The following is a 17278-nucleotide window of genomic DNA, read 5'->3' as shown; positions in this document are numbered from 1 at the left end:
CCCAGCTTTTGGAAGGTCTTACATGCCCCTGGCGCTGCTCGCCCTGGCGATATCCGCCTTCGGGATCGGCACCACCGAGTTCGTGATGATGGGCCTGCTGCCCAACGTCGCCGACGACCTGGGCACCTCGGTGCCCACCGCCGGTTATCTCGTCTCCGCCTACGCCATCGGCGTCGTCATCGGCGCGCCCCTGCTCACCGCCCTCGGCTCCCGCGTACCCCGCAAACGGATGCTCGTCCTGCTGATGGCGGTGTTCACGGTCGGGAACCTCGCCTCGGCGCTCGCCCCCAACTTCGGGCTGCTGATCGCCGGGCGGGTGCTGGCCGGACTGCCGCACGGCGCGTTCTTCGGCGTCGGCGCGGTCGTGGCCGCCCGGCTGGTCAGCGACGGGCGGCAGGCCCGCGCGGTCGCCACGATGTTCCTCGGCCTCACGGTCGCCAACATCGTCGGCGTCCCCGCCGCCACCCTGCTCGGCCAGCACCTCGGCTGGCGCGCCACCTTCCTGGTCGTCGCCGCGATCGGGCTCGCCGCCATGGCCGCGCTCGCCGCGCTCGTACCGCGGCTCTCCCGCGAGCACCAGGGGGGCCTGCGCCACGAACTGCGCGCGATGGGCAACCGGCAGGTGCTGCTCGGCCTGCTCACCGCCGTCTTCGGGTTCGGCGGGGTCTTCGCCGTCTACAGCTACCTCTCCTCGATGATGACCAAGGTCACCGGCTTCTCCGAGACCTCGGTGACGCTGGTCCTCGCCCTCTTCGGCATCGGCATGACACTCGGGGCGCTCGCCGCGGGCCCGCTCACCGACCGGGCGCTCCGCCCGACGCTGTACGGATCGCTGGGCGCCCTCGCCGTGGTGCTGGTGGCCTTCGACTTCACGGTGCACGTGAAGTGGGCGGCGCTGGTCACGGTCGTGGTGCTCGGCGCGGTCGGCTTCATGACCACCACGCCGCTCCAGATGCTGGTGATGTCCAAGGCCCAGCACGCGCCGACGCTCGCCTCGGCGTCCAACCACTCCGCCTTCAACCTGGCCAACGCGGGCGGCGCCTGGCTCGGCGGCCTCGCCATCGGCGCGGGCTGGGGCTGGACGTCCCCGGCGCTGGTCGGCGCGGTACTGGCGGCGGCGGGGCTGGGCATCGCGCTGACGGCCGGGCTGCTGGACCGGGGGACGCCGCGGGGCGCCACCCGGGTCGTCGCCCAGGGCGCGAGCGAGGCGCCCAGCAGGGAGCCGGCCGCATAGGCGGTCCGCCGTGACCGTACGTCCTCTGCCCCGGTCCGGCTGCGGGCCGGGGCTGCCCGTTCCCCCGGGGTGTGGGGCGGGCCGGTGCGGCGGCGGTGGCCGTCGTCTTCGGGGAGTTCGGGCAGGGCGGTGAACTGATCGTCTTCTTCCGCGCGCCGGGCGTGCGGCAGCTCGGCGCCCGGCAGCGGCCTCCGGGCGGCCGGGGTGGCCGGGGTGGCCGGGGCGGTCCTATCGGGCCGCCTCCGCCTCCTCGGCGGTGGCCGACCGCACCCGGTCCGCCGGCAGGGTCCACTCCGGGCCGCCGTGCACCGGGCGCAGATACACCTCGCCCAGATACGAGGCCATGACATGGCCGACCGTGCCCGTACGGATGTCCACGACAAGTGGCCGCTGCGTCGGGGAGCCGCGCTCCCCCAGTGAACTTTCCATGGTCTGAATATCGGTCACCCGGCGGCGCCCTTTAACTCCCGTGCCCCGGACGTATGGCACTCGTTGGGACTACCGTCCTTAGTGGCCCGAACGTCCCAGGGGAAGCCTTGAACACAGCTCTGCGCGATGCTATGGCGGCGTCACGTATGACCGCCGGATGCCTCGCCCGTACAGTCGGGGTGTCGACCAAGACCGCGGAACGATGGCTGTCGAACCCCGCTCGCGTCCCGCATCCACGGACCCGGGACGGGGTGGAGGCGGCGCTGGGAGTGAGTGCCGACGTGCTGTGGCCCAAGAGCGTCCGATCCGCCATGAAGATGGGCGCGGACCGGGAGATCGTGTCAGCCTACCCGTACCGCAACGCGTGCCCCCGGGCGGTGTGGGCCGCGCTCATCAACTCCGCCACGCGGAACATCACCTTCGCGGGGTACACCAACTACTTCGTCTGGCAGGAGCATCCGCGGCTCGCCGCCCGGCTCACGGCCAAGGCGGCGGCGGGCTGCGACGTGCGCTTCCTGGTGGGCGACCCCGCCTCCGAGGTGACGCGCCGCCGCGAGGAGATCGAAGGGGTGCCGCTGACCGTCTCCACGCGGATCAGGATCACCCTGGCCGCGCTGGGGGAGGCGGGCGAACGGTCCGGCATCGAGGCCCGGTTCAGCGATGAGCACATCGCGCTGTCGGTCTTCGCGTTCGACGACCAGATGCTGGTGACGCCGCATCTGTCCAGCCTCCTCGGCCACGAGTCGCCGATGCTGCACCTGCGGCGGCTGGGGGACGACGGGCTGTACGACCGGTTCGCGGGCCATGTCGCGGCGCTGTGGGACAGCGGCCGCCCGGTGTGGGGCGCGCCGGCGGACGCGCTGAGCTGACCGGGTGTTCTTCCCGGGCCGGCCCCGACGCGGGGCCGGCCCGGTGCGCTTGGCGGCCGGGGCCGCTGCCGGCGCGTTCCGGCGAGCGCTCTACGCGGCGGGCGGGTTGTCGTAGGTCACCACTCCGTACTGCCCGAGGACGTCGGCGTGTTCGGCGTCGTGGCGCGCGTCGGCCGGGCCGATCGCGTGGAAGTAGCCCTCGACGGCTCCGGGGCTGTTGATGATGAGGAGCTCCGCCGTCGGGGTGATGGCCTGGAAGGTGTGGGGGACCAGCCGGGGCCCGTACACGTACGCGCCGGGTTCGGCGTCGTGCACGTCGCACTCGGCGAGCGAGGTGGAGCCGGCCCAGAACCGGACGCGGCCGGACAGGACCACCCAGCTCTCGTCCTCGCGGCTGTGGCTGTGCAGGGGCGGCGCGTCCCCGTGGTTCACGGTGAGCCGCATGACGGTGACCGCTCCGCTGGTCTCGGCGGTGGTCACGACCTGCTCGATCACGCTCTTGTAGTAGGGGAAATCCCGGCCGTCGCCGGGGTTCCGTACGAGGGCGATGCTCATGTGAGGTCCTCCCGCCGGCGCGCGGCCCCGGACCGGCGGCCCGCTCGCCGGAGTTGAAGTCGTTGACTTTTCAATCGTCGCGCGCGTCGGCGGCCCTCCGCCAGACGCCGGACCGACTTGGCTTGTTCCGGCCGCGATACGGCGGCGGGGCCGGTGACGTGGGCCGGTGACGTGGGCCGGGACATGGGCCGGGACGGCGGTTTCCCAGGCGCATGCGGGCCCTTAGCGGTCCGTTAGCGGAACATCAACGCGGTCCTCGAAGCTGGTTGTCGTCCGGGAGAGAAAACGAGAGACCAGAGCAACGGGAGACACGATGCACACCGCCGCCACCGCCACCAACCACCTCCGCGGCCGCGCCGGCCGCCGCGTCGCGGCCGCCATCCTCGCCGCCGCGGCGCTGGGGATGGGGGCCACGGCCTGCGGGCAGGACGACGGGTCGGCGAACGCCGCGGGCTCCTCGGACTCCTCCGGCGCCTCGAACTCCTCGCAGGCGTCCGGCTCCCAGTCCCAGCACGACTCGGCTTCGGCCAAGTCCGGGAACGCGTCCTCGGGCAGCGCCGACGCACAGGGACAGAACGGCGGCGAGTCCGCCGCGAAGCCCGCCGGAGGCAGCAAGCCCGCCGGAGGCAGCAAGTCGGCCCCCGAAGGGGGCGGCGTCGCCAACGCGGGCAACCACCGGCTGATCGAGGGCCGGATGAGCTACCTCGCGCCCGGCAAGCTGATGGTCGAGCCCGACGACGGCGGCAAGGCCCAGAAGTTCGATGTCGCCAACGCCGTGGAGGTCCGCGGCGCGGCCGCCATCTGCGGCGGCGCCGACGGCACCGTGACCATCGGCAAGGACGGCTACGGCACCAAGCGGTGCGACGTGGACCAGCTGGAGAAGGCCGCGAAGACCAACAGCGTGGTCGTCCGCGTCACCATGGACACCAAGTCCGACATCCCCGTTCCCGAGCGGATCGAGGAGAAGTACCACCCGTAAGCCCCCCGCCCCAGCCCCAGAACTCCGCACGCCCGGTGACTCCCCCCTCCGGGCGTGCGGGCACGTCCAGGCGCGCGGACCCGGCCGGTTCACCCGGTGCGGGTCCGCCGCGGGTTCCGGAGCCTGTGCCCGTAAGCCCGTACGCCCATAGGCACCGCCGGTGAACGATGCGGGGCGGTCAGCCGGTCTCGCGCCAGCGGTTGGTGATGGGCAGCCGGCGGTCCTTGCCGAACCCCTTGGCGGAGATCTTCGTGCCCGGCGGGTACTGCCGCCGCTTGTACTCCGCGGTGTCGACCATCCGCAGGACGCGCGTGACCAGCTCCGCCTCGAACCCCGCCGCGATGATCTCCGCGCGGCCCTGGTCGCGGTCCACGTACAGCTCCAGGATGCGGTCCAGGACGTCGTAGTCGGGCAGCGAGTCCGTGTCCACCTGGCCCGGCCGCAGCTCCGCGCTCGGCGGCTTGCTGATCGAGTTCTCCGGGATGGGAGGGGTCTGGCCGCGCTCGGCGGCCGACCGGTTGCGCCACTTGGCGAGCCGGAAGATCGAGGTCTTGTAGACGTCCTTGATCGGTCCGTACGCGCCGACGGAGTCGCCGTAGAGGGTCGAATAGCCGCAGGCCAGCTCGGACTTGTTGCCCGGCGCGAGGACGATGTGGCCCTCTTGGTTGGACAGGGCCATCAGCATGGTGCCGCGCAGCCGCGACTGGAGGTTCTCCTCGGCGAGGCCGGTCAGGCCCAGCGAACCCATGTAGGCGTCGAACATCGGGCCGATGGGGACCGTGCGGAAGTTCAGCCCCGTGCGGCGGGCCAGCTCGGCGGCGTCGCCGATCGAGTGCTCGGAGGAGTACCGGGAGGGCATCGCGACCCCGTACACGTTCTCCGCGCCGACCGCGTCGCACGCGATGGCGGCGACCAGTGCCGAGTCGATGCCGCCCGACAGCCCGATGAGCACACTGCGGAAACCGTTCTTCGCGGCGTACGCGCGGAGCCCGACCACCAGCGCGGTGTAGACCTCCGCGTCGTCGTCGAGCCGCTCGGCCTGCCCGCCCGGCGTCTCGGGCTCGTACGCGGGGAGCGGGTCGGCGGAGAGCGTCACATGCTCGATGCGCAGGCCGTCGTCCACGGTCCCGGCCGGCGGCTCGGCCGCGGCGGCGGGCAGGTCGAGGTCGACGAGCACGCACCCCTCGTCGAACTGCGGGGCGCGCGCGATCACTTCGCCGTCGCGGTCGACGACGATCGAGTCGCCGTCGAAGACCAGCTCGTCCTGGCCGCCGGTCATCGCCAGGTAGGCCGTGGTGCACCCGGCCTCCTGCGCGCGCTTGCGCACCAGGTCGAGGCGGGTGTCGTCCTTCTCCCGCTCGTACGGGGAGGCGTTGACGGAGACCAGCAGCCCGGCCCCGGCGCTGCGGGCGGCGGGCACCCGGCCGCCGTCCTGCCACAGGTCCTCGCAGATGGCGAGCGCGACGTCGACGCCGCGCACGCGCACCACGGGCAGCGTCTCGCCGGGCACGAAGTAGCGGAACTCGTCGAAGACGCCGTAGTTGGGCAGGTGGTGCTTGGCGAAGCGCAGGGCGACCCGGCCGCCGTGCAGCACGGCCGCGGCGTTCTTCGGGGCCCCGGCGGGCCGGCCGTAGCGGGGCCGCTCCGCCTCGTCGCGGTCGAGGTAGCCGACGATCACCGGCAGTTCCCCGAACCCCTCGGCGGCGAGGCGGGCCGCCAGCGCTTCCAGCGCGGCGCGGCTGGCCTCGACGAACGAGGACCGCAGCGCGAGGTCCTCGACGGGGTACCCGGTCAGCGCCATCTCGGGGAAGGCCACCAGATGGGCGCCCTGCTCGGCGGCGTGCCGGGTCCAGCGGAGGATCGTCTCGGCGTTCCCGGCGAGGTCGCCGACGCAGGAGTCGATCTGGTTCAGAGCGAGGCGAAGTTGAGGCACGCCGCCCAGTGTAATCGTCTGTCTGACGCGATGGGGTGTGAGCGAGGCCACCTGGCGCGGTCGCGCGCCATGCGGGGTGACGGCCCGCCGACTCCCGCACCCTTGGGTCGGGCGTGTCGGGGGCTGGGCCGGGCGCGGGACCGGCGCAATTTTGTGGCGGGAGGGGCGGAATCTGTGACAAGCTTCGCGATCTGTCTGTGGCGTGTCCGCCACAAGGCATTCCACTTCCCCTGATTCTCCGTCAGGGGTTTGCGCAAGGAGACCTGTTGAGCACGCAGCAGCCGTGGAGCCCGGGCCCGCAGGAGCCCAACCCGCCCCACGCCTCAGCCGCGCCCGCGCAGAGCGGCTACCCCGGCTACCCGCAGCAGGGGCCTGTCGGTTTCGGGCTGGCGATGAAGCGCCGCGTCCCGCTCGGCGTGTGGCTGGGGCTGCCGCTGATCACCCTCGGGATCTACAGCCTGGTCTGGTACTACAAGATCCACAAGGAGATGGCGGAGTTCGACAGCCGCCGCCAGATCAGCCCCGTCGGGTCCCTGCTCGCCGTCACCATCGGCGGATTCGTGATCATCCCGCCGTTCGTCTCGGTCTTCAACACCGGCCGGCGCATAGCCGACGCCCAGCGTGCCGCCGGCCTCCGCCCCACGTGCAGCGGCGGCCTCGGCCTGCTGCTGATGTTCGTCCTCGGCCTCTACACGCTCTACTACCAGGTCGAGCTGAACAAGGTCGTCGACCACTACAATCAGGCGGCGCCCGGCACCCAGGTGCCGCTGGCCTGCTGAACCCGATGCCTGAAACCCGCTGAACCCGATGGCTGAGAGGGGCCCGCGCCGCATCGGCGCGGGCCCCTTTCCGGTCCGCCGCCTCCGTTACTTTCGGTAGCCGAGGACCGTCATCATCCCGGACTCCCCGTGGTAGACGTTGTGGCAGTGGAGCATCCACAGCCCCGGATTGCGGGCGTCGAAATCGACGTCCAGGCTCTTGCCCGGCAGCACGATCGCGGTGTCCTTGCGCGGCCCGCCGCCCGGCAGGGCGAACGTGTGGCCGTGCAGGTGCATCGGGTGCCACATCGTGGTGGCGTTGACGAAGGAGAGCCGCACCCGCTCGCCCGCCCGTACCGGGTAGCGCTGAGCCGGGTCGTACCGCTTGCCGTTGATCGCCCAGTCGTACTTCGCCATCGACCCGGTGAGCCGCATCGTGATCGTACGGTCGGGCTCGCCGGACTTCAGGCGCACGCTCGCGTCGGCCCTCAGCCTCCCCGCCGTGAGGAGCTTCCCGTCCAGCTCCTTGGGGCGTACGGACTTCTTCGGCGCCGCGCCGCCGCCCGTACGCAGCAGTGCCAGCCCCGACGCCTTCTTGCCCTCGGCGAGCGCCGTCAGCGGGAAGACGCCGTCCCCGGCCGTGACCAGCACGTCGTACCGCTCGCCCATGCCGAGCAGCAGCGCGTCGGTCTCGGCGTGCTCGACGGGGTAGCCGTCCGTGTGGGTGACCGTCATCCGGTGCCCGCCGAGGCAGACGCGGAAGGCCGTGTCGCCGCCGGCGTTGATGAAGCGGATACGGACGCGGTCGCCCGGCTCGGCGCGGAAGGTCCGCGGATCGTCGGGCGTACGGCCGTTGACCAGGTAGAGGGGGTAGGCCACGTCCCCGGCGTCGCCGCCGAGGAGGTCGCTGGTCGCGCCCATCATCATGCGGGAGGGGCCGGGGGAGTCCACGGGGGCCTGTCCGTACGACATGCCTGACATGCCTGGCATGTCGTGGCCGCCGTGGTCCATGCCGCCCTTCTTTTCGCCCCCGCCGTGGTCCATGCCCCCGCCGTGGTCCATTCCGCCCATGTCCATGCCCTTGCGCAGCTCGGCGAGGACCGCGTCCGGCGTGCTGCCGTCCACGCCGTCCACCCAGTCGTCCAGGACGACGACCCACTCCTTGTCGTACTTCAGCGGCTCCTTCGGGTCCTCCACGATCAGCGGCGCGTACAGCCCCCGGTCCTGCTGCACGCCGGAGTGCGGGTGGAACCAGTACGTGCCGGGGTGCTCCACCGCGAAGCGGTAGTCGAAGGTCGCGCCCGCCTTGATCGGCCGCTGGGTGAGGTCGGGGACACCGTCCATGTCGTTGCGGAGCGCGAGCCCGTGCCAGTGCATGGAGGTGGACTGCGGGAGGTGGTTGGCGACGGTCACGGCGAGCGTGTCGCCCGCGGTGACGCGCACCTCCCGGCCGGGCAGCTGATCCCCGTAGGCCCAGGTCGCGACCGTACGGCCGCCGAGGTCGAGCCGGGCCGGGGTCGCGGTGAGCTTCACCTTCCGTACAGGCCCGGAGCCGCGGGCGGCCTCCGCCGCCGCGACCTCCTTGCCGTCGGGTGAGACGTACCCCTTGGGCGGGGTCGAGGGGCCCGTGGCGTCGGCGCCTCCGGCGTTTTTGGCGTCGGGGGAGCCGCCGGAGTCCGAGCAGGCGGCGAGCAGGCCGCTCCCGGCGGCGGCGATTCCCGCGCCGAGGACGGCGCGGCGAGAGGGTGTGCGCATGGCTGAGTGCACCTCGTGTGGTGTCGGGTGTCGGTGGTGTGTGCGGTGGCGCGTGGGCCGCTCCGGGCATGCGGAAGCGGCCGGGCGCGCTCCTACACGCGCAGCACCGACAGCCGGGCGAGGGCTTTGTGCCGCGGTGGCGGCGGGATCGGCCACAGCGCTCCCGCCAGCCGCGAGCGCGGCGCGGCGGCCGTGCCGTGGGCCCGGCGGTCGCGCGCGGCCAGGCCGATGAGGAGGCCGACGATCCAGACGCCGAGCACCGCGAGGCATACGGACATCGGGTCCATGCCGGCGTGTGCGGGGGCGGCGGCGGTGGGGGAGTCCGCCATGGACCCGCCGTGCATCGCCGCGCTCAGGGGGCCGGGCTCGTGGGCGGCGTGGCCGCCCGCGTCGAGCACGGGGCCGTGCGACGGAGTCGCCGTGGCGGTGTGCTCGGCGGGGTGGCCCAGGGTGTGCATCGTGACGATGCCCAGCAGCAGGGCGGCGAACAGCAGCAGCCGACCGCACCAGGCGGCGGCCCCTCGCTGTCCGTGCATCTCGATCCCTCCGACGCCCGGCACCCTACCCCCAAGGGGTATGGGCGAACGCGGGCGGTTGCCCGGCGCGGGCACGGGCGGGCAGGCGCGTGGGCGAAGCCGGATCATCAGAAGGGACGTTCCGGCTCACCGAAAGGGACCGCATGACCAGCACGGGAGAGCCCCGTACCCGGCCCCGTACGCCCGTACGCCCCGCCGCGACCGCCCGCTAGGACAGCGCCATGGACCAGCCCCGACGGACCCCCGCCCGGCGCGCCGGCCCGGCGGCGGACCGTACGCGACGCCGTACGAGACTCAGCCCGCGCGCCCGCGCCGTCGCCGTACTGCTCCTGCTCGGCGCGGTCGCGTACACCGCCTGGGTGCTCGAAGTCCTGATCGCCACCGGCCTCGACCCGGTCCGTACGTACGTCAGCGAGCTGGCCGCCGTCGACCAGCCGCTCGGCGGGCTCTTCCGCGCCACCGACCTGGTCGCCGGGGCCGCGGTGCTCCTCGCCGCCGGCACCGCCCTGACCGTCTGCGAACGGCGGCCCTGGCCGGTGGCGGGCTGGGCCGGGCTGCTGCTGTTCGGCGCGGCCACCGCCGCCGACTCGCGGCTGCCGCTCAGCTGCGCGCCCACCGTCGACCCGGAGTGCGCGGCCCGCGAGACCGCCGGCCTGGTGCCGGCCACCCACACCGCGCACGCCATCAGCAGCAGCCTGGCGATGACCGGCGCGCTGGTGGGGGTCGTGGCGCTGACCGTGGCCGCCCGCCGGTACGGTCGGGGCACGCCGCTCGCGCGCCTCGGCCCACCGCTGGCGGCCGCCGAACTGGCCGCCACGGCCTGGACCCTGGTCGCGGTGGCCGCTTTCGAAGCGGGCAAGGGAACATGGCTGCTGGGAGCCGGACAGCGGGCGCAAGTGCTGCTGGTCGCGCTCTGGCTGGCGGTGCTGTGCGTACACGTCGCCCGTGGGAACGGCGATGCTCATGGCGATGACGACGCCTGCGGGAACGGCGATGCTCACGATGATGACGACACCCGTGGGAACGATGATGCCCGCGGGATCGTCGATGTCCGTGGGAACGATGACTGACAGCGGGCAATGAGACGGGCGACGAAGGGGGAGACCATGGAGCGGCCGCCCGGGCGAATGGTGCGGGTCGAAGGGGTGACCTTGCACGTGCTGAGCGAGGGCGCCGGGCCGGTCTGCGTGCTCAGCGGCGGGCTCGGCATGGGCTGGTTCGACTGGGACCCCGTGGTGCCGCTGCTCGCCGAGCACCGCACCGTGGTCCGCTTCGACCGGCCGGGCCTCGGGTTCAGCGCGCCGTCCCCCGAGCCGCCCACCGCCGCGGGCGAGGCGGACCGCATCGCGGGCGTGCTCGACGCGCTCGGGCTGCCGGGCCCGGCCACCGTCGTCGGGCACTCCCTCGCCGCGTTCCACGCCGAGGCGTTCGCCCGGCTGCACCCGGACCGCACCGACGGGGTCGTCCTGGTCGACGGCAGCGTCGAGGAGGACCCGAGCCCCGGCCCCGCCCGTGAGCTGCGCACCGCCGCGGCCCGCGCCCGCGGTCGCGCCATCACCGCCGCCGGGCTGCCCCGCGCGCTGGGCCCCATGCTGCGCCGGCTGACCGTACGGGCCACGTCCGTACGCCGCACCGACCCGGCCCCCGACGAACTGCTGCGCCGCTGCTACGGGAGCGGCCGGGTGGCCCGCGCCATCCTGCTGGAGAACGCCCGCTACTTCGACGTCGCCGCCGAACTGGCCGTACTGCGCGAGGACTACCCACTGCCGCCCGTACCCGTGGCGGTCCTCGCGGCGTCGCACGGCAACGGCTCGTGGTTCGAACGGCGCTGGCTGGAGCGGCAGCGGCGGCTCGCGGAGCGGCTCGACGCCCGCTTCGAGGCCGTGGCCCCCGCCGGCCACCTCCTGATGCTCGACCGGCCGCAGGCGGTGGCGGACGCGGTACTGGCCGTCTCCCCGGCACGCGAGACCGACACCTCACAGGCGCCGGGGGCCTGAGCACAACGGAACCGGGCCCAGGACGCGCACCGTCCGCCGGGCCCGGCCGGCGGGCCCTGGGCCCGAGCCCGAAGCCGAGCCTGCTGGGCGTACGGGCCACTCGGATGCCGCGGGCGACTGAGGACCGGGCCCCGGCCGGACCGACCCTTCCGGCAAGCCGCCCCCCCCGCCAGATCCGGCGGCGACGCCTCAGCGCCCGTCCGACGCGGACACGGGCGCGGACACGGGCGCGGACACGGACTCCGGGCCGGGGCCAGGTCCGGGCCCCGAGGTGCTCTCCGAGCCGGGCCCTGAAGCAGCCCCCGAGGCGAGCCTGGCAGCCAAGGCCGGTGGGGTCGGCGGCGGCACCTCCGTTCCCTCGCGGCTCGCGGACCACAGGGAGCGCACATGCCCCAGATGGCGGCGCATGCAGGCCTCCGCCCCCGGGGCGTCGCCGCCGATCAGCAGGTCGAGGAGTTCGAGGTGCTCCTCGGCGGAGGCGACCAGTTCGCCGCTGCGGTCGAGCCCGGTGAGCCCGTAGAGGCGGGCGCGTTTGCGCAGGTCGCCGACGACCTCGACGAGCCGGTCGTTGCCCGCGAGGGCGAGCAGTCGCAGGTGGAAGCGGCGGTCGGCGTCGAGGTAGCCGATCAGGTCGTGCCGGGACGCCGCCGTCACGATCTCCCGCGCGACGGGGCGCAGCGCTTCGAGCTCCTCGGCGGGCACGGTGCGGGCGATCTGCCCGACGGTGGGCACCTCTATCAGGGCGCGGATCTCCGTGTACTCGTCGAGGTCCCGCTCGGACATCTCGGTGACCCGGAAGCCCTTGTTCCGTACGGGCTCGACCAGCCCCTCGCGGGCGAGCGCGAGCATCGCCTCGCGTACGGGCGTGGGGGAGACGCCGAGTTCGGCGGCGAGGACGGGGGCGGAGTAGACGGCGCCGACGCGGAGTTCGCCGGCGATCAGCGCGGCGCGCAGGGCGTTCGCCACCTGATCGCGCAGCCGCTCCTGGACGAGGATCGGACTTCGCTGGCGCAGATCGCCCACAGCGGCCCTCCGTCCTAGGCTCGGCCCGGTGATTATAACTTTCGCCTATCACGCGCGCACCGATGCCCAGGACGGCCGGGGCGGCGGGTCCGCTGGTGGTCAGGCGGCCGGCCGGCCGCCCGTACCCCCGCCCGCTCCCGTGCCCGTACCGCAGCCGCCCGCCGCGCAGGCGGTGAGCCACCGGTCCCAGTCGGCGTCGTAGCGGGTGCCGATGGTCTCGGTCAGGTGGCGCCGGGCGGCCTGCCAGTCGCCGGCCCGGTAGGCGGCGAGGACCGCGTCGACGTCGGCGCGGTGGTTCTCCAGCAGATAGCGGACGGCGAGATAGCCCCACCGGTAGACGCGGGTGGTGTCGTCGCCGTACGCGGTGTCGAACACCGTGCTCAGCTTGTAGGTGTGCTTCCCGGCCTCCGCGACGGCCTCTTGGTAGGTCTCCTTCCGGTAGGAGTACGAGACGTACTCGGCGAAGCCCTCGATCCACCAGATGGTGGGCGTGGAGACCCCGGCGTTGAAGTCGCCGTACATGTCGAAGCGGCCGTCGAGGTAGTGGGTGTACTCGTGGTTGAGGTTCCAGATCGCGAAGTCCGGCTTCAGCCAGTCGGCCTCGTAGGCGATGAACCGCGGCTGGTTGCCGGCCGCGGCCGGGTCGCCCTCCAGGTACATGCCGCCGTTGTTGGTGTCGATGCCGTAGATGGCCCCGGCGTACGTCTGGTAGTCGGCGGCGGAGTCGAAGACGGTCACCTCGATGGAGGTGTTGCGGTCGTCGGCGACCGGGCCGCTGTCCTTGGCGACGCCGTGGAAGAACGCGTCCTGCCCGCTCAGACTCGCGCACGTCGCGGCGAGCTCGGCGGCGGTCATCTGCTGGGCGCGGATGGCGATGCTGGGGCCGCAGGTGTGCCGGACGGCGAGGACCGCGTCGGTCAGTCGCTTCTGGAGGCCGCAGACGCCGTACTGGGCGCAGTTCGCCCGGTCGTAGTAGTCGGCCATCTCGGCGACGCCGACCCACAGCGGCGCGGTGCGGCCGGTGATGGCGCTGCGCCGCAGCAGGTCCACGGCGTACGGGCGGGTCTTCTCGCGCAGCGAGGCGTGCTGGAGGAAGCGGCCGAGTTCGCGCCCGGCGTTGGCGGTGAGGTAGCTCTGCTTGCCGCCCAGCAGGTCGAGGTGGGCGGCGGCGAAGTCGTAGAGGGCGCGCAGGACGCCGGGGTCGCGCTCGACGGCGGTCACGAACGCGGGCACCTGGTGGCCGCGGAAGAGCACGGTGTAGACGTTGTTGACCGCATTAAGCATCCACCACGAGGCGTCGTACGAGCTGTCGTAGCCCTTCAGCAGCCGCTGGACGACGTGCAGGTAGCGGGCGTTCTCCTGGGCGCTGTCGATCAGCGTGACGGCCTCGGCGAGCGTCTCGCCGTTGGCGTCGGTGACGTCGCGGGAGCGCGGCGCGGCGAAGAACGCGTCGAGGCCGGAGCGGATCGCCGTGCGCAGGGCGGCGCCGTACGGGCCGACGTCGCCGGAGTGGTACCACTGCACGTAGTACCCGGCGCGCAGGAAGAGCACGAGCTGCGGCAGGCCGGTGGAGCCGTTGCCGGGGTAGGCGGCGGAGCCGTCCCGCAGGGCGTACGCGACGGTGGCCATCTGCGCCTCGCGGAGGGCGTCGCGCGCGTCGGCGCCGGTGAGGGCGAAGAGGGTGTTGACGCAGTCGGTCGTGGTGCCCTTGATCTTGGCGATGAGGGCGCTACCGGTGTTGCGCGTGAAGTCCGTGATGTCGCAGGCGGAGGCGCGCTGCGCGGGGGACAGGCCCTTCATGGAGGGGCGGGAGTGGTGGACGGGGGCGGAGCGGGGGGTGTGCTCGCGCTGACGGACGTCGGCGGGGTCGGCGAGGGGCGGGCGGTCGGCGGGGGTGCGGGGGCGTCCGTCCGAGGGGCGGGGTTCGTGGCTCCGGAGGGCGCCGCTCGCGGGACCGGTGGCCGGGCCGCCGGCGGGACCGGTAGCTGCCGCTCCGACCGGGCCGGCGAGCAGGCCGCCGCCGAGGCAGAGGGTGATGGTGAGGGCCGCGAGGCGGCCGAGGCGTCTGTGCACGGTACGGGGTCGCATGTGCTGCCTCCCAGTTACTTGTCATGCACACGTGGGGTGTGTGCCATGTAAAATTTCACACTGCACAGGGAGTTGGGAAGGCGTCGGCGACAACCGGGACGGAACCGGAACGGGCCGTGAAACGCGCCGGACACCCAAGGGAGTGATACTGGTGTGCCACCGCGGGGCCGCGGCACTGGTGAACGGGCAGATTGACCGGCGAGGATAGGGAACTATGGATAAGCAGCAGGAGTTCGTGCTTCGTACGCTGGAGGAGCGCGACATCCGGTTCGTGCGCCTGTGGTTCACCGACGTGCTCGGCTTCCTGAAATCCGTCGCCGTCGCCCCCGCCGAGCTGGAGCAGGCGTTCGACGAGGGCATCGGCTTCGACGGCTCCGCCATCGAGGGCTTCGCCCGGGTCTACGAATCCGACATGATCGCCAAGCCGGACCCCGGCACGTTCCAGATCCTGCCGTGGCGCGCCGAGGCCCCGGGCACCGCCCGGATGTTCTGCGACATCCTGATGCCGGACGGCTCCCCCTCGTACGCGGACCCGCGCTACGTCCTCAAGCGCATCCTCGCCAAGACCTCCGACCTCGGGTTCACCTTCTACACCCACCCGGAGATCGAGTTCTTCCTGCTCAAGAACAAGCCGGTGGACGGCACCCGCCCGGTGCCCGCCGACTCCTCCGGCTACTTCGACCACACCCCGCAGAACGTCGGCATGGACTTCCGCCGCCAGGCCATCACCATGCTCGAATCCATGGGCATCTCGGTCGAGTTCAGCCACCACGAGGGCGCGCCCGGCCAGCAGGAGATTGACCTCCGGTACGCGGACGCGCTCTCCACCGCCGACAACGTCATGACGTTCCGCCTCGTCATGAAGCAGGTCGCGCTGGAACAGGGCGTGCAGGCCACCTTCATGCCCAAGCCGTTCTCCGAATACCCCGGCTCCGGGATGCACACCCATCTCTCCCTCTTCGAGGGTGACCGCAACGCGTTCTACGAGTCCGGCGCGGAGTTCCAGCTCTCCAAGGTCGGCCGGTCCTTCATCGCGGGCCTCCTCACGCACGCCGCCGAGATCTCCGCCGTCACCAACCAGTGGGTCAACTCCTACAAGCGCATCTGGGGCGGCGCCAACCGCACCGCGGGCGCCGGCGGCGAAGCCCCCTCGTACATCTGCTGGGGCCACAACAACCGCTCCGCCCTCATCCGCGTGCCGATGTACAAGCCCGGCAAGACCGGCTCCACCCGCGTCGAGGTCCGCTCCATCGACTCCGGCGCCAACCCCTACCTGACCTACGCGGTCCTGCTGGCCGCGGGCCTCAAGGGCATCGAAGAGGGCTACGAACTCCCGGCCGGCGCCGACGACGACGTCTGGGCCCTCTCCGACTCCGAGCGCCGCGCCATGGGCATCGAACCGCTGCCCCAGAACCTGGGCGAGGCCATCGACCTGATGGAGCGCAGCGAACTGGTCGCCGAGACCCTCGGGGAGCACGTCTTCGACTTCTTCCTCCGCAACAAGAAGCAGGAGTGGGAGGAGTACCGCTCGGAGGTCACCGCCTTCGAGCTGCGCAAGATGCTGCCGGTGCTATGACGGAGGGCCGTCCCGTGACGCGGTATCGCGAGGTCAAGTTCCGCACCATCACGTCGCTGCAACGGCGGTTCAATCCGCTGATCGCCCGGCTGCCGGGCCAGGTCGTCCTGGAGACCACGGGGCGCAAGTCGGGCCTGCCCCGGCGTACTCCGGTCGGCGGCCGCCGCGTCGGGCGGGAGTTCTGGCTCGTGTCCGAGTACGGCGAGAAGTCGAACTACGTCCGTAACATCCAGGCGGATCCGCGGGTCAGGGTCCGGCTCAAGGGCCGCTGGCACGCGGGGACCGCCTGCCTCCTTCCGCGGGACGACGCGCGGGCGCGGCTCAAGTCCCTTCCGCGGTTCAACAGCGCGGCGGTCCGGGCGTTCGGCACGAATCTGCTGACGGTGCGGATAGACCTGGACGGCCGCTGACGTCGCGGGCGTGGCCGCCGCGCGGTTGCCGTGCCCTCACGTTCCGTCGTCCCAGGGTGACGGGCCGCTCATCGGGGGCCGTTCGGCGGTAGGGTGGTGGAGACTCCGTGGATGCCTCCACCAATATGCACCATCGACTTGATGCCGGTGTTCGGCGACGATGCGCGTGAGGAGAGCACGAACCTTCGCCAGCGGACGTTCCCGGCCTCTGTGGCTGACGTTTCGCATCCCTGGGCGGACCATTTCCTGACCGGCATGACCGGCATGACCGGCATGACCGGCATGACCGGCATGACCGGCATGACCGGCATGACTCTGGGAATCTCGCGGGTGTTCGATCGGAGAAAGGGCGGTGCGACCGCCATGCCCGAGAGTCCACGTGAGGAGCGGCTGGCGTCCGCGTTCGTCGAACTCGCCAATACCCTGGTGCGCGATTTCGACGTGATCGGCTTCCTTCACACCCTCACCGACCACTGTGTCGACCTATTGGATGTCGCGGCGGCCGGCGTGCTGCTCGGCACCCCGCAGGGCCAGGCCGTGGAGGCCGCCGCCTCCGACGAACACACCTGCGCGCTGGAGCTGGCGGGCGTCGAATGGGACGAAGGCCCGTGCCGCGACTGCTTCCACGTCCGCGCCCCCATCGCCGAGGTCCGGCTGGACACGAAGGCCGCCCGCCTCCGCTGGCCCCACTTCGCGCCGCGCGCCTTGCGGCTGGGCTACACCTCGGTGGTGGCGGCCCCGCTGCGCTGGCAGGAGCAGGTGATAGGTGCGCTCAACCTGTTCCGCAGCGGGCCCGGTTCGCTCGACGCCGGTCAACTGCGCCTGGCCCAGGCGCTGGCGGACACCGCCACCATCGGCATCCTCCAGCAGCGGATGGCCCACGAGCAGAACGCCGTGATCACACAGCTTCAGCACGCGCTGGGCTCCCGGATCATCATCGAACAGGCCAAGGGATACCTGGCCCACCGCCGGCAGACCAGCGTGGACGAGGCGTTCGTCCGCATGCGCGGCCATGCCCGCGACCACGGGGCCAAACTCACCGACGTGGCCCGCCAGGTCCTGAACGGCACCGCCGCATCCAGCCTGCTCAACACCGACGCGTGAAACCGCTGCCGAGTCCCCCGGTGGAAGGCGGG

General features: G+C 72.5%; 16 protein-coding genes. 9 read left to right on the top strand and 7 right to left on the bottom strand.

What is annotated here, in order from left to right; translation table 11 throughout:
• Positions 1–22: 22 nt before the first annotated feature.
• The gene (locus tag AB0I22_RS23390) at positions 23–1234 is read left to right on the top strand and encodes an MFS transporter (protein WP_363132807.1); all 1212 of its coding nucleotides are present in this window, start codon (positions 23–25) and stop codon (positions 1232–1234) included.
• A 228-nt stretch (positions 1235–1462) separates the two neighbouring features.
• Here the strand turns inward: AB0I22_RS23390 and AB0I22_RS23385 are convergent, their stop codons facing one another.
• On the bottom strand, positions 1463–1663 hold the full coding sequence (locus AB0I22_RS23385) for a hypothetical protein (protein WP_157854260.1): 201 nt from the start codon (positions 1661–1663) through the stop codon (positions 1463–1465).
• 269 nt (positions 1664–1932) lie between these two features.
• Here AB0I22_RS23385 and AB0I22_RS23380 point away from each other — a divergent pair, with 269 nt between their 5' ends.
• Entirely contained in the window at positions 1933–2532 is a 600-nt protein-coding gene (locus AB0I22_RS23380) for a DUF5919 domain-containing protein (RefSeq protein WP_363132806.1), read from the top strand.
• A 90-nt stretch (positions 2533–2622) separates the two neighbouring features.
• Here AB0I22_RS23380 and AB0I22_RS23375 read toward each other — a convergent pair whose 3' ends face one another.
• Positions 2623–3087, bottom strand: a complete 465-nt coding sequence (locus AB0I22_RS23375; RefSeq protein WP_363132805.1) for a cupin domain-containing protein — start codon at positions 3085–3087, stop codon at positions 2623–2625.
• 313 nt (positions 3088–3400) lie between these two features.
• Here AB0I22_RS23375 and AB0I22_RS23370 point away from each other — a divergent pair, with 313 nt between their 5' ends.
• The gene (locus AB0I22_RS23370; RefSeq protein WP_363132804.1) at positions 3401–4066 is read left to right on the top strand and encodes a hypothetical protein; all 666 of its coding nucleotides are present in this window, start codon (positions 3401–3403) and stop codon (positions 4064–4066) included.
• A 178-nt stretch (positions 4067–4244) separates the two neighbouring features.
• Here the strand turns inward: AB0I22_RS23370 and AB0I22_RS23365 are convergent, their stop codons facing one another.
• A complete protein-coding gene (locus tag AB0I22_RS23365; protein WP_363132803.1) occupies positions 4245–5999 on the bottom strand; it encodes an NAD+ synthase in 1755 nt (584 codons plus the stop codon).
• 266 nt (positions 6000–6265) lie between these two features.
• Here AB0I22_RS23365 and AB0I22_RS23360 point away from each other — a divergent pair, with 266 nt between their 5' ends.
• Positions 6266–6778, top strand: a complete 513-nt coding sequence (locus tag AB0I22_RS23360; RefSeq protein WP_363132802.1) for a DUF4234 domain-containing protein — start codon at positions 6266–6268, stop codon at positions 6776–6778.
• An 87-nt stretch (positions 6779–6865) separates the two neighbouring features.
• On the opposite strand, the gene AB0I22_RS23355 is transcribed toward AB0I22_RS23360, so the two are convergent.
• A complete protein-coding gene (locus AB0I22_RS23355; protein WP_363132801.1) occupies positions 6866–8512 on the bottom strand; it encodes a multicopper oxidase family protein in 1647 nt (548 codons plus the stop codon).
• A 92-nt stretch (positions 8513–8604) separates the two neighbouring features.
• Positions 8605–9048 carry a hypothetical protein gene (locus AB0I22_RS23350; RefSeq protein ID WP_363132800.1) on the bottom strand — a complete coding sequence of 148 codons (444 nt, stop codon included), beginning with the start codon at positions 9046–9048 and terminating at the stop codon, positions 8605–8607.
• A 323-nt stretch (positions 9049–9371) separates the two neighbouring features.
• Between AB0I22_RS23350 and AB0I22_RS23345 the strand changes: the two genes are divergently transcribed.
• On the top strand, positions 9372–10118 hold the full coding sequence (locus AB0I22_RS23345) for a DUF998 domain-containing protein (protein ID WP_363132875.1): 747 nt from the start codon (positions 9372–9374) through the stop codon (positions 10116–10118).
• Positions 10119–10154: 36 nt separating this feature from the next.
• Complete coding sequence (locus AB0I22_RS23340; RefSeq protein WP_363132799.1) at positions 10155–11045, top strand: alpha/beta hydrolase; 891 nt, start codon at positions 10155–10157, stop codon at positions 11043–11045.
• Between the two features lie 189 nt (positions 11046–11234).
• Here AB0I22_RS23340 and AB0I22_RS23335 read toward each other — a convergent pair whose 3' ends face one another.
• Both AB0I22_RS23335 and AB0I22_RS23330 read right to left on the bottom strand, forming a co-directional pair.
• Positions 11235–12068, bottom strand: a complete 834-nt coding sequence (locus tag AB0I22_RS23335) for a GntR family transcriptional regulator (protein ID WP_363132798.1) — start codon at positions 12066–12068, stop codon at positions 11235–11237.
• 99 nt (positions 12069–12167) lie between these two features.
• Positions 12168–14156 carry a collagenase gene (locus AB0I22_RS23330; protein ID WP_363132797.1) on the bottom strand — a complete coding sequence of 663 codons (1989 nt, stop codon included), beginning with the start codon at positions 14154–14156 and terminating at the stop codon, positions 12168–12170.
• Between the two features lie 214 nt (positions 14157–14370).
• On the opposite strand from AB0I22_RS23330, the gene AB0I22_RS23325 reads away from it, so the two are divergent.
• The 3 genes from AB0I22_RS23325 to AB0I22_RS23315 all read left to right on the top strand — a co-directional run bounded on the left by AB0I22_RS23325 (position 14371) and on the right by AB0I22_RS23315 (position 17246).
• Positions 14371–15732, top strand: a complete 1362-nt coding sequence (locus AB0I22_RS23325; RefSeq protein WP_363132796.1) for a glutamine synthetase family protein — start codon at positions 14371–14373, stop codon at positions 15730–15732.
• 14 nt (positions 15733–15746) lie between these two features.
• Positions 15747–16142, top strand: a complete 396-nt coding sequence (locus AB0I22_RS23320) for a nitroreductase/quinone reductase family protein (protein WP_363132795.1) — start codon at positions 15747–15749, stop codon at positions 16140–16142.
• A 141-nt stretch (positions 16143–16283) separates the two neighbouring features.
• Positions 16284–17246 (top strand): GAF and ANTAR domain-containing protein, encoded by a 963-nt coding sequence (locus tag AB0I22_RS23315; protein ID WP_363132794.1) that lies wholly within the window; start codon positions 16284–16286, stop codon positions 17244–17246.
• The last annotated feature ends 32 nt before the right edge of the window (positions 17247–17278 follow it).

Origin of the sequence: Streptomyces sp. NPDC050610 (assembly GCF_040654875.1) — a bacterium.
Taxonomy (GTDB): domain Bacteria; phylum Actinomycetota; class Actinomycetes; order Streptomycetales; family Streptomycetaceae; genus Streptomyces.
The sequence above is the reverse complement of the archived record's forward strand: the minus strand, read 5'-3'. Positions and strand labels throughout refer to the sequence as shown.

Coding starts and splice junctions, on each gene's coding strand:
- AB0I22_RS23390 (WP_363132807.1), top strand. CDS start 23: ATGCCCCTGGCGCTGCTCGCCCTGGCGATATCCGCCTTCGGGATCGGC.
- AB0I22_RS23385 (WP_157854260.1), bottom strand. CDS start 1,663: ATGGAAAGTTCACTGGGGGAGCGCGGCTCCCCGACGCAGCGGCCACTT.
- AB0I22_RS23375 (WP_363132805.1), bottom strand. CDS start 3,087: ATGAGCATCGCCCTCGTACGGAACCCCGGCGACGGCCGGGATTTCCCC.
- AB0I22_RS23370 (WP_363132804.1), top strand. CDS start 3,401: ATGCACACCGCCGCCACCGCCACCAACCACCTCCGCGGCCGCGCCGGC.
- AB0I22_RS23355 (WP_363132801.1), bottom strand. CDS start 8,512: ATGCGCACACCCTCTCGCCGCGCCGTCCTCGGCGCGGGAATCGCCGCC.
- AB0I22_RS23350 (WP_363132800.1), bottom strand. CDS start 9,048: ATGCACGGACAGCGAGGGGCCGCCGCCTGGTGCGGTCGGCTGCTGCTG.
- AB0I22_RS23340 (WP_363132799.1), top strand. CDS start 10,155: ATGGAGCGGCCGCCCGGGCGAATGGTGCGGGTCGAAGGGGTGACCTTG.
- AB0I22_RS23330 (WP_363132797.1), bottom strand. CDS start 14,156: ATGCGACCCCGTACCGTGCACAGACGCCTCGGCCGCCTCGCGGCCCTC.
- AB0I22_RS23325 (WP_363132796.1), top strand. CDS start 14,371: ATGGATAAGCAGCAGGAGTTCGTGCTTCGTACGCTGGAGGAGCGCGAC.
- AB0I22_RS23315 (WP_363132794.1), top strand. CDS start 16,284: ATGCCGGTGTTCGGCGACGATGCGCGTGAGGAGAGCACGAACCTTCGC.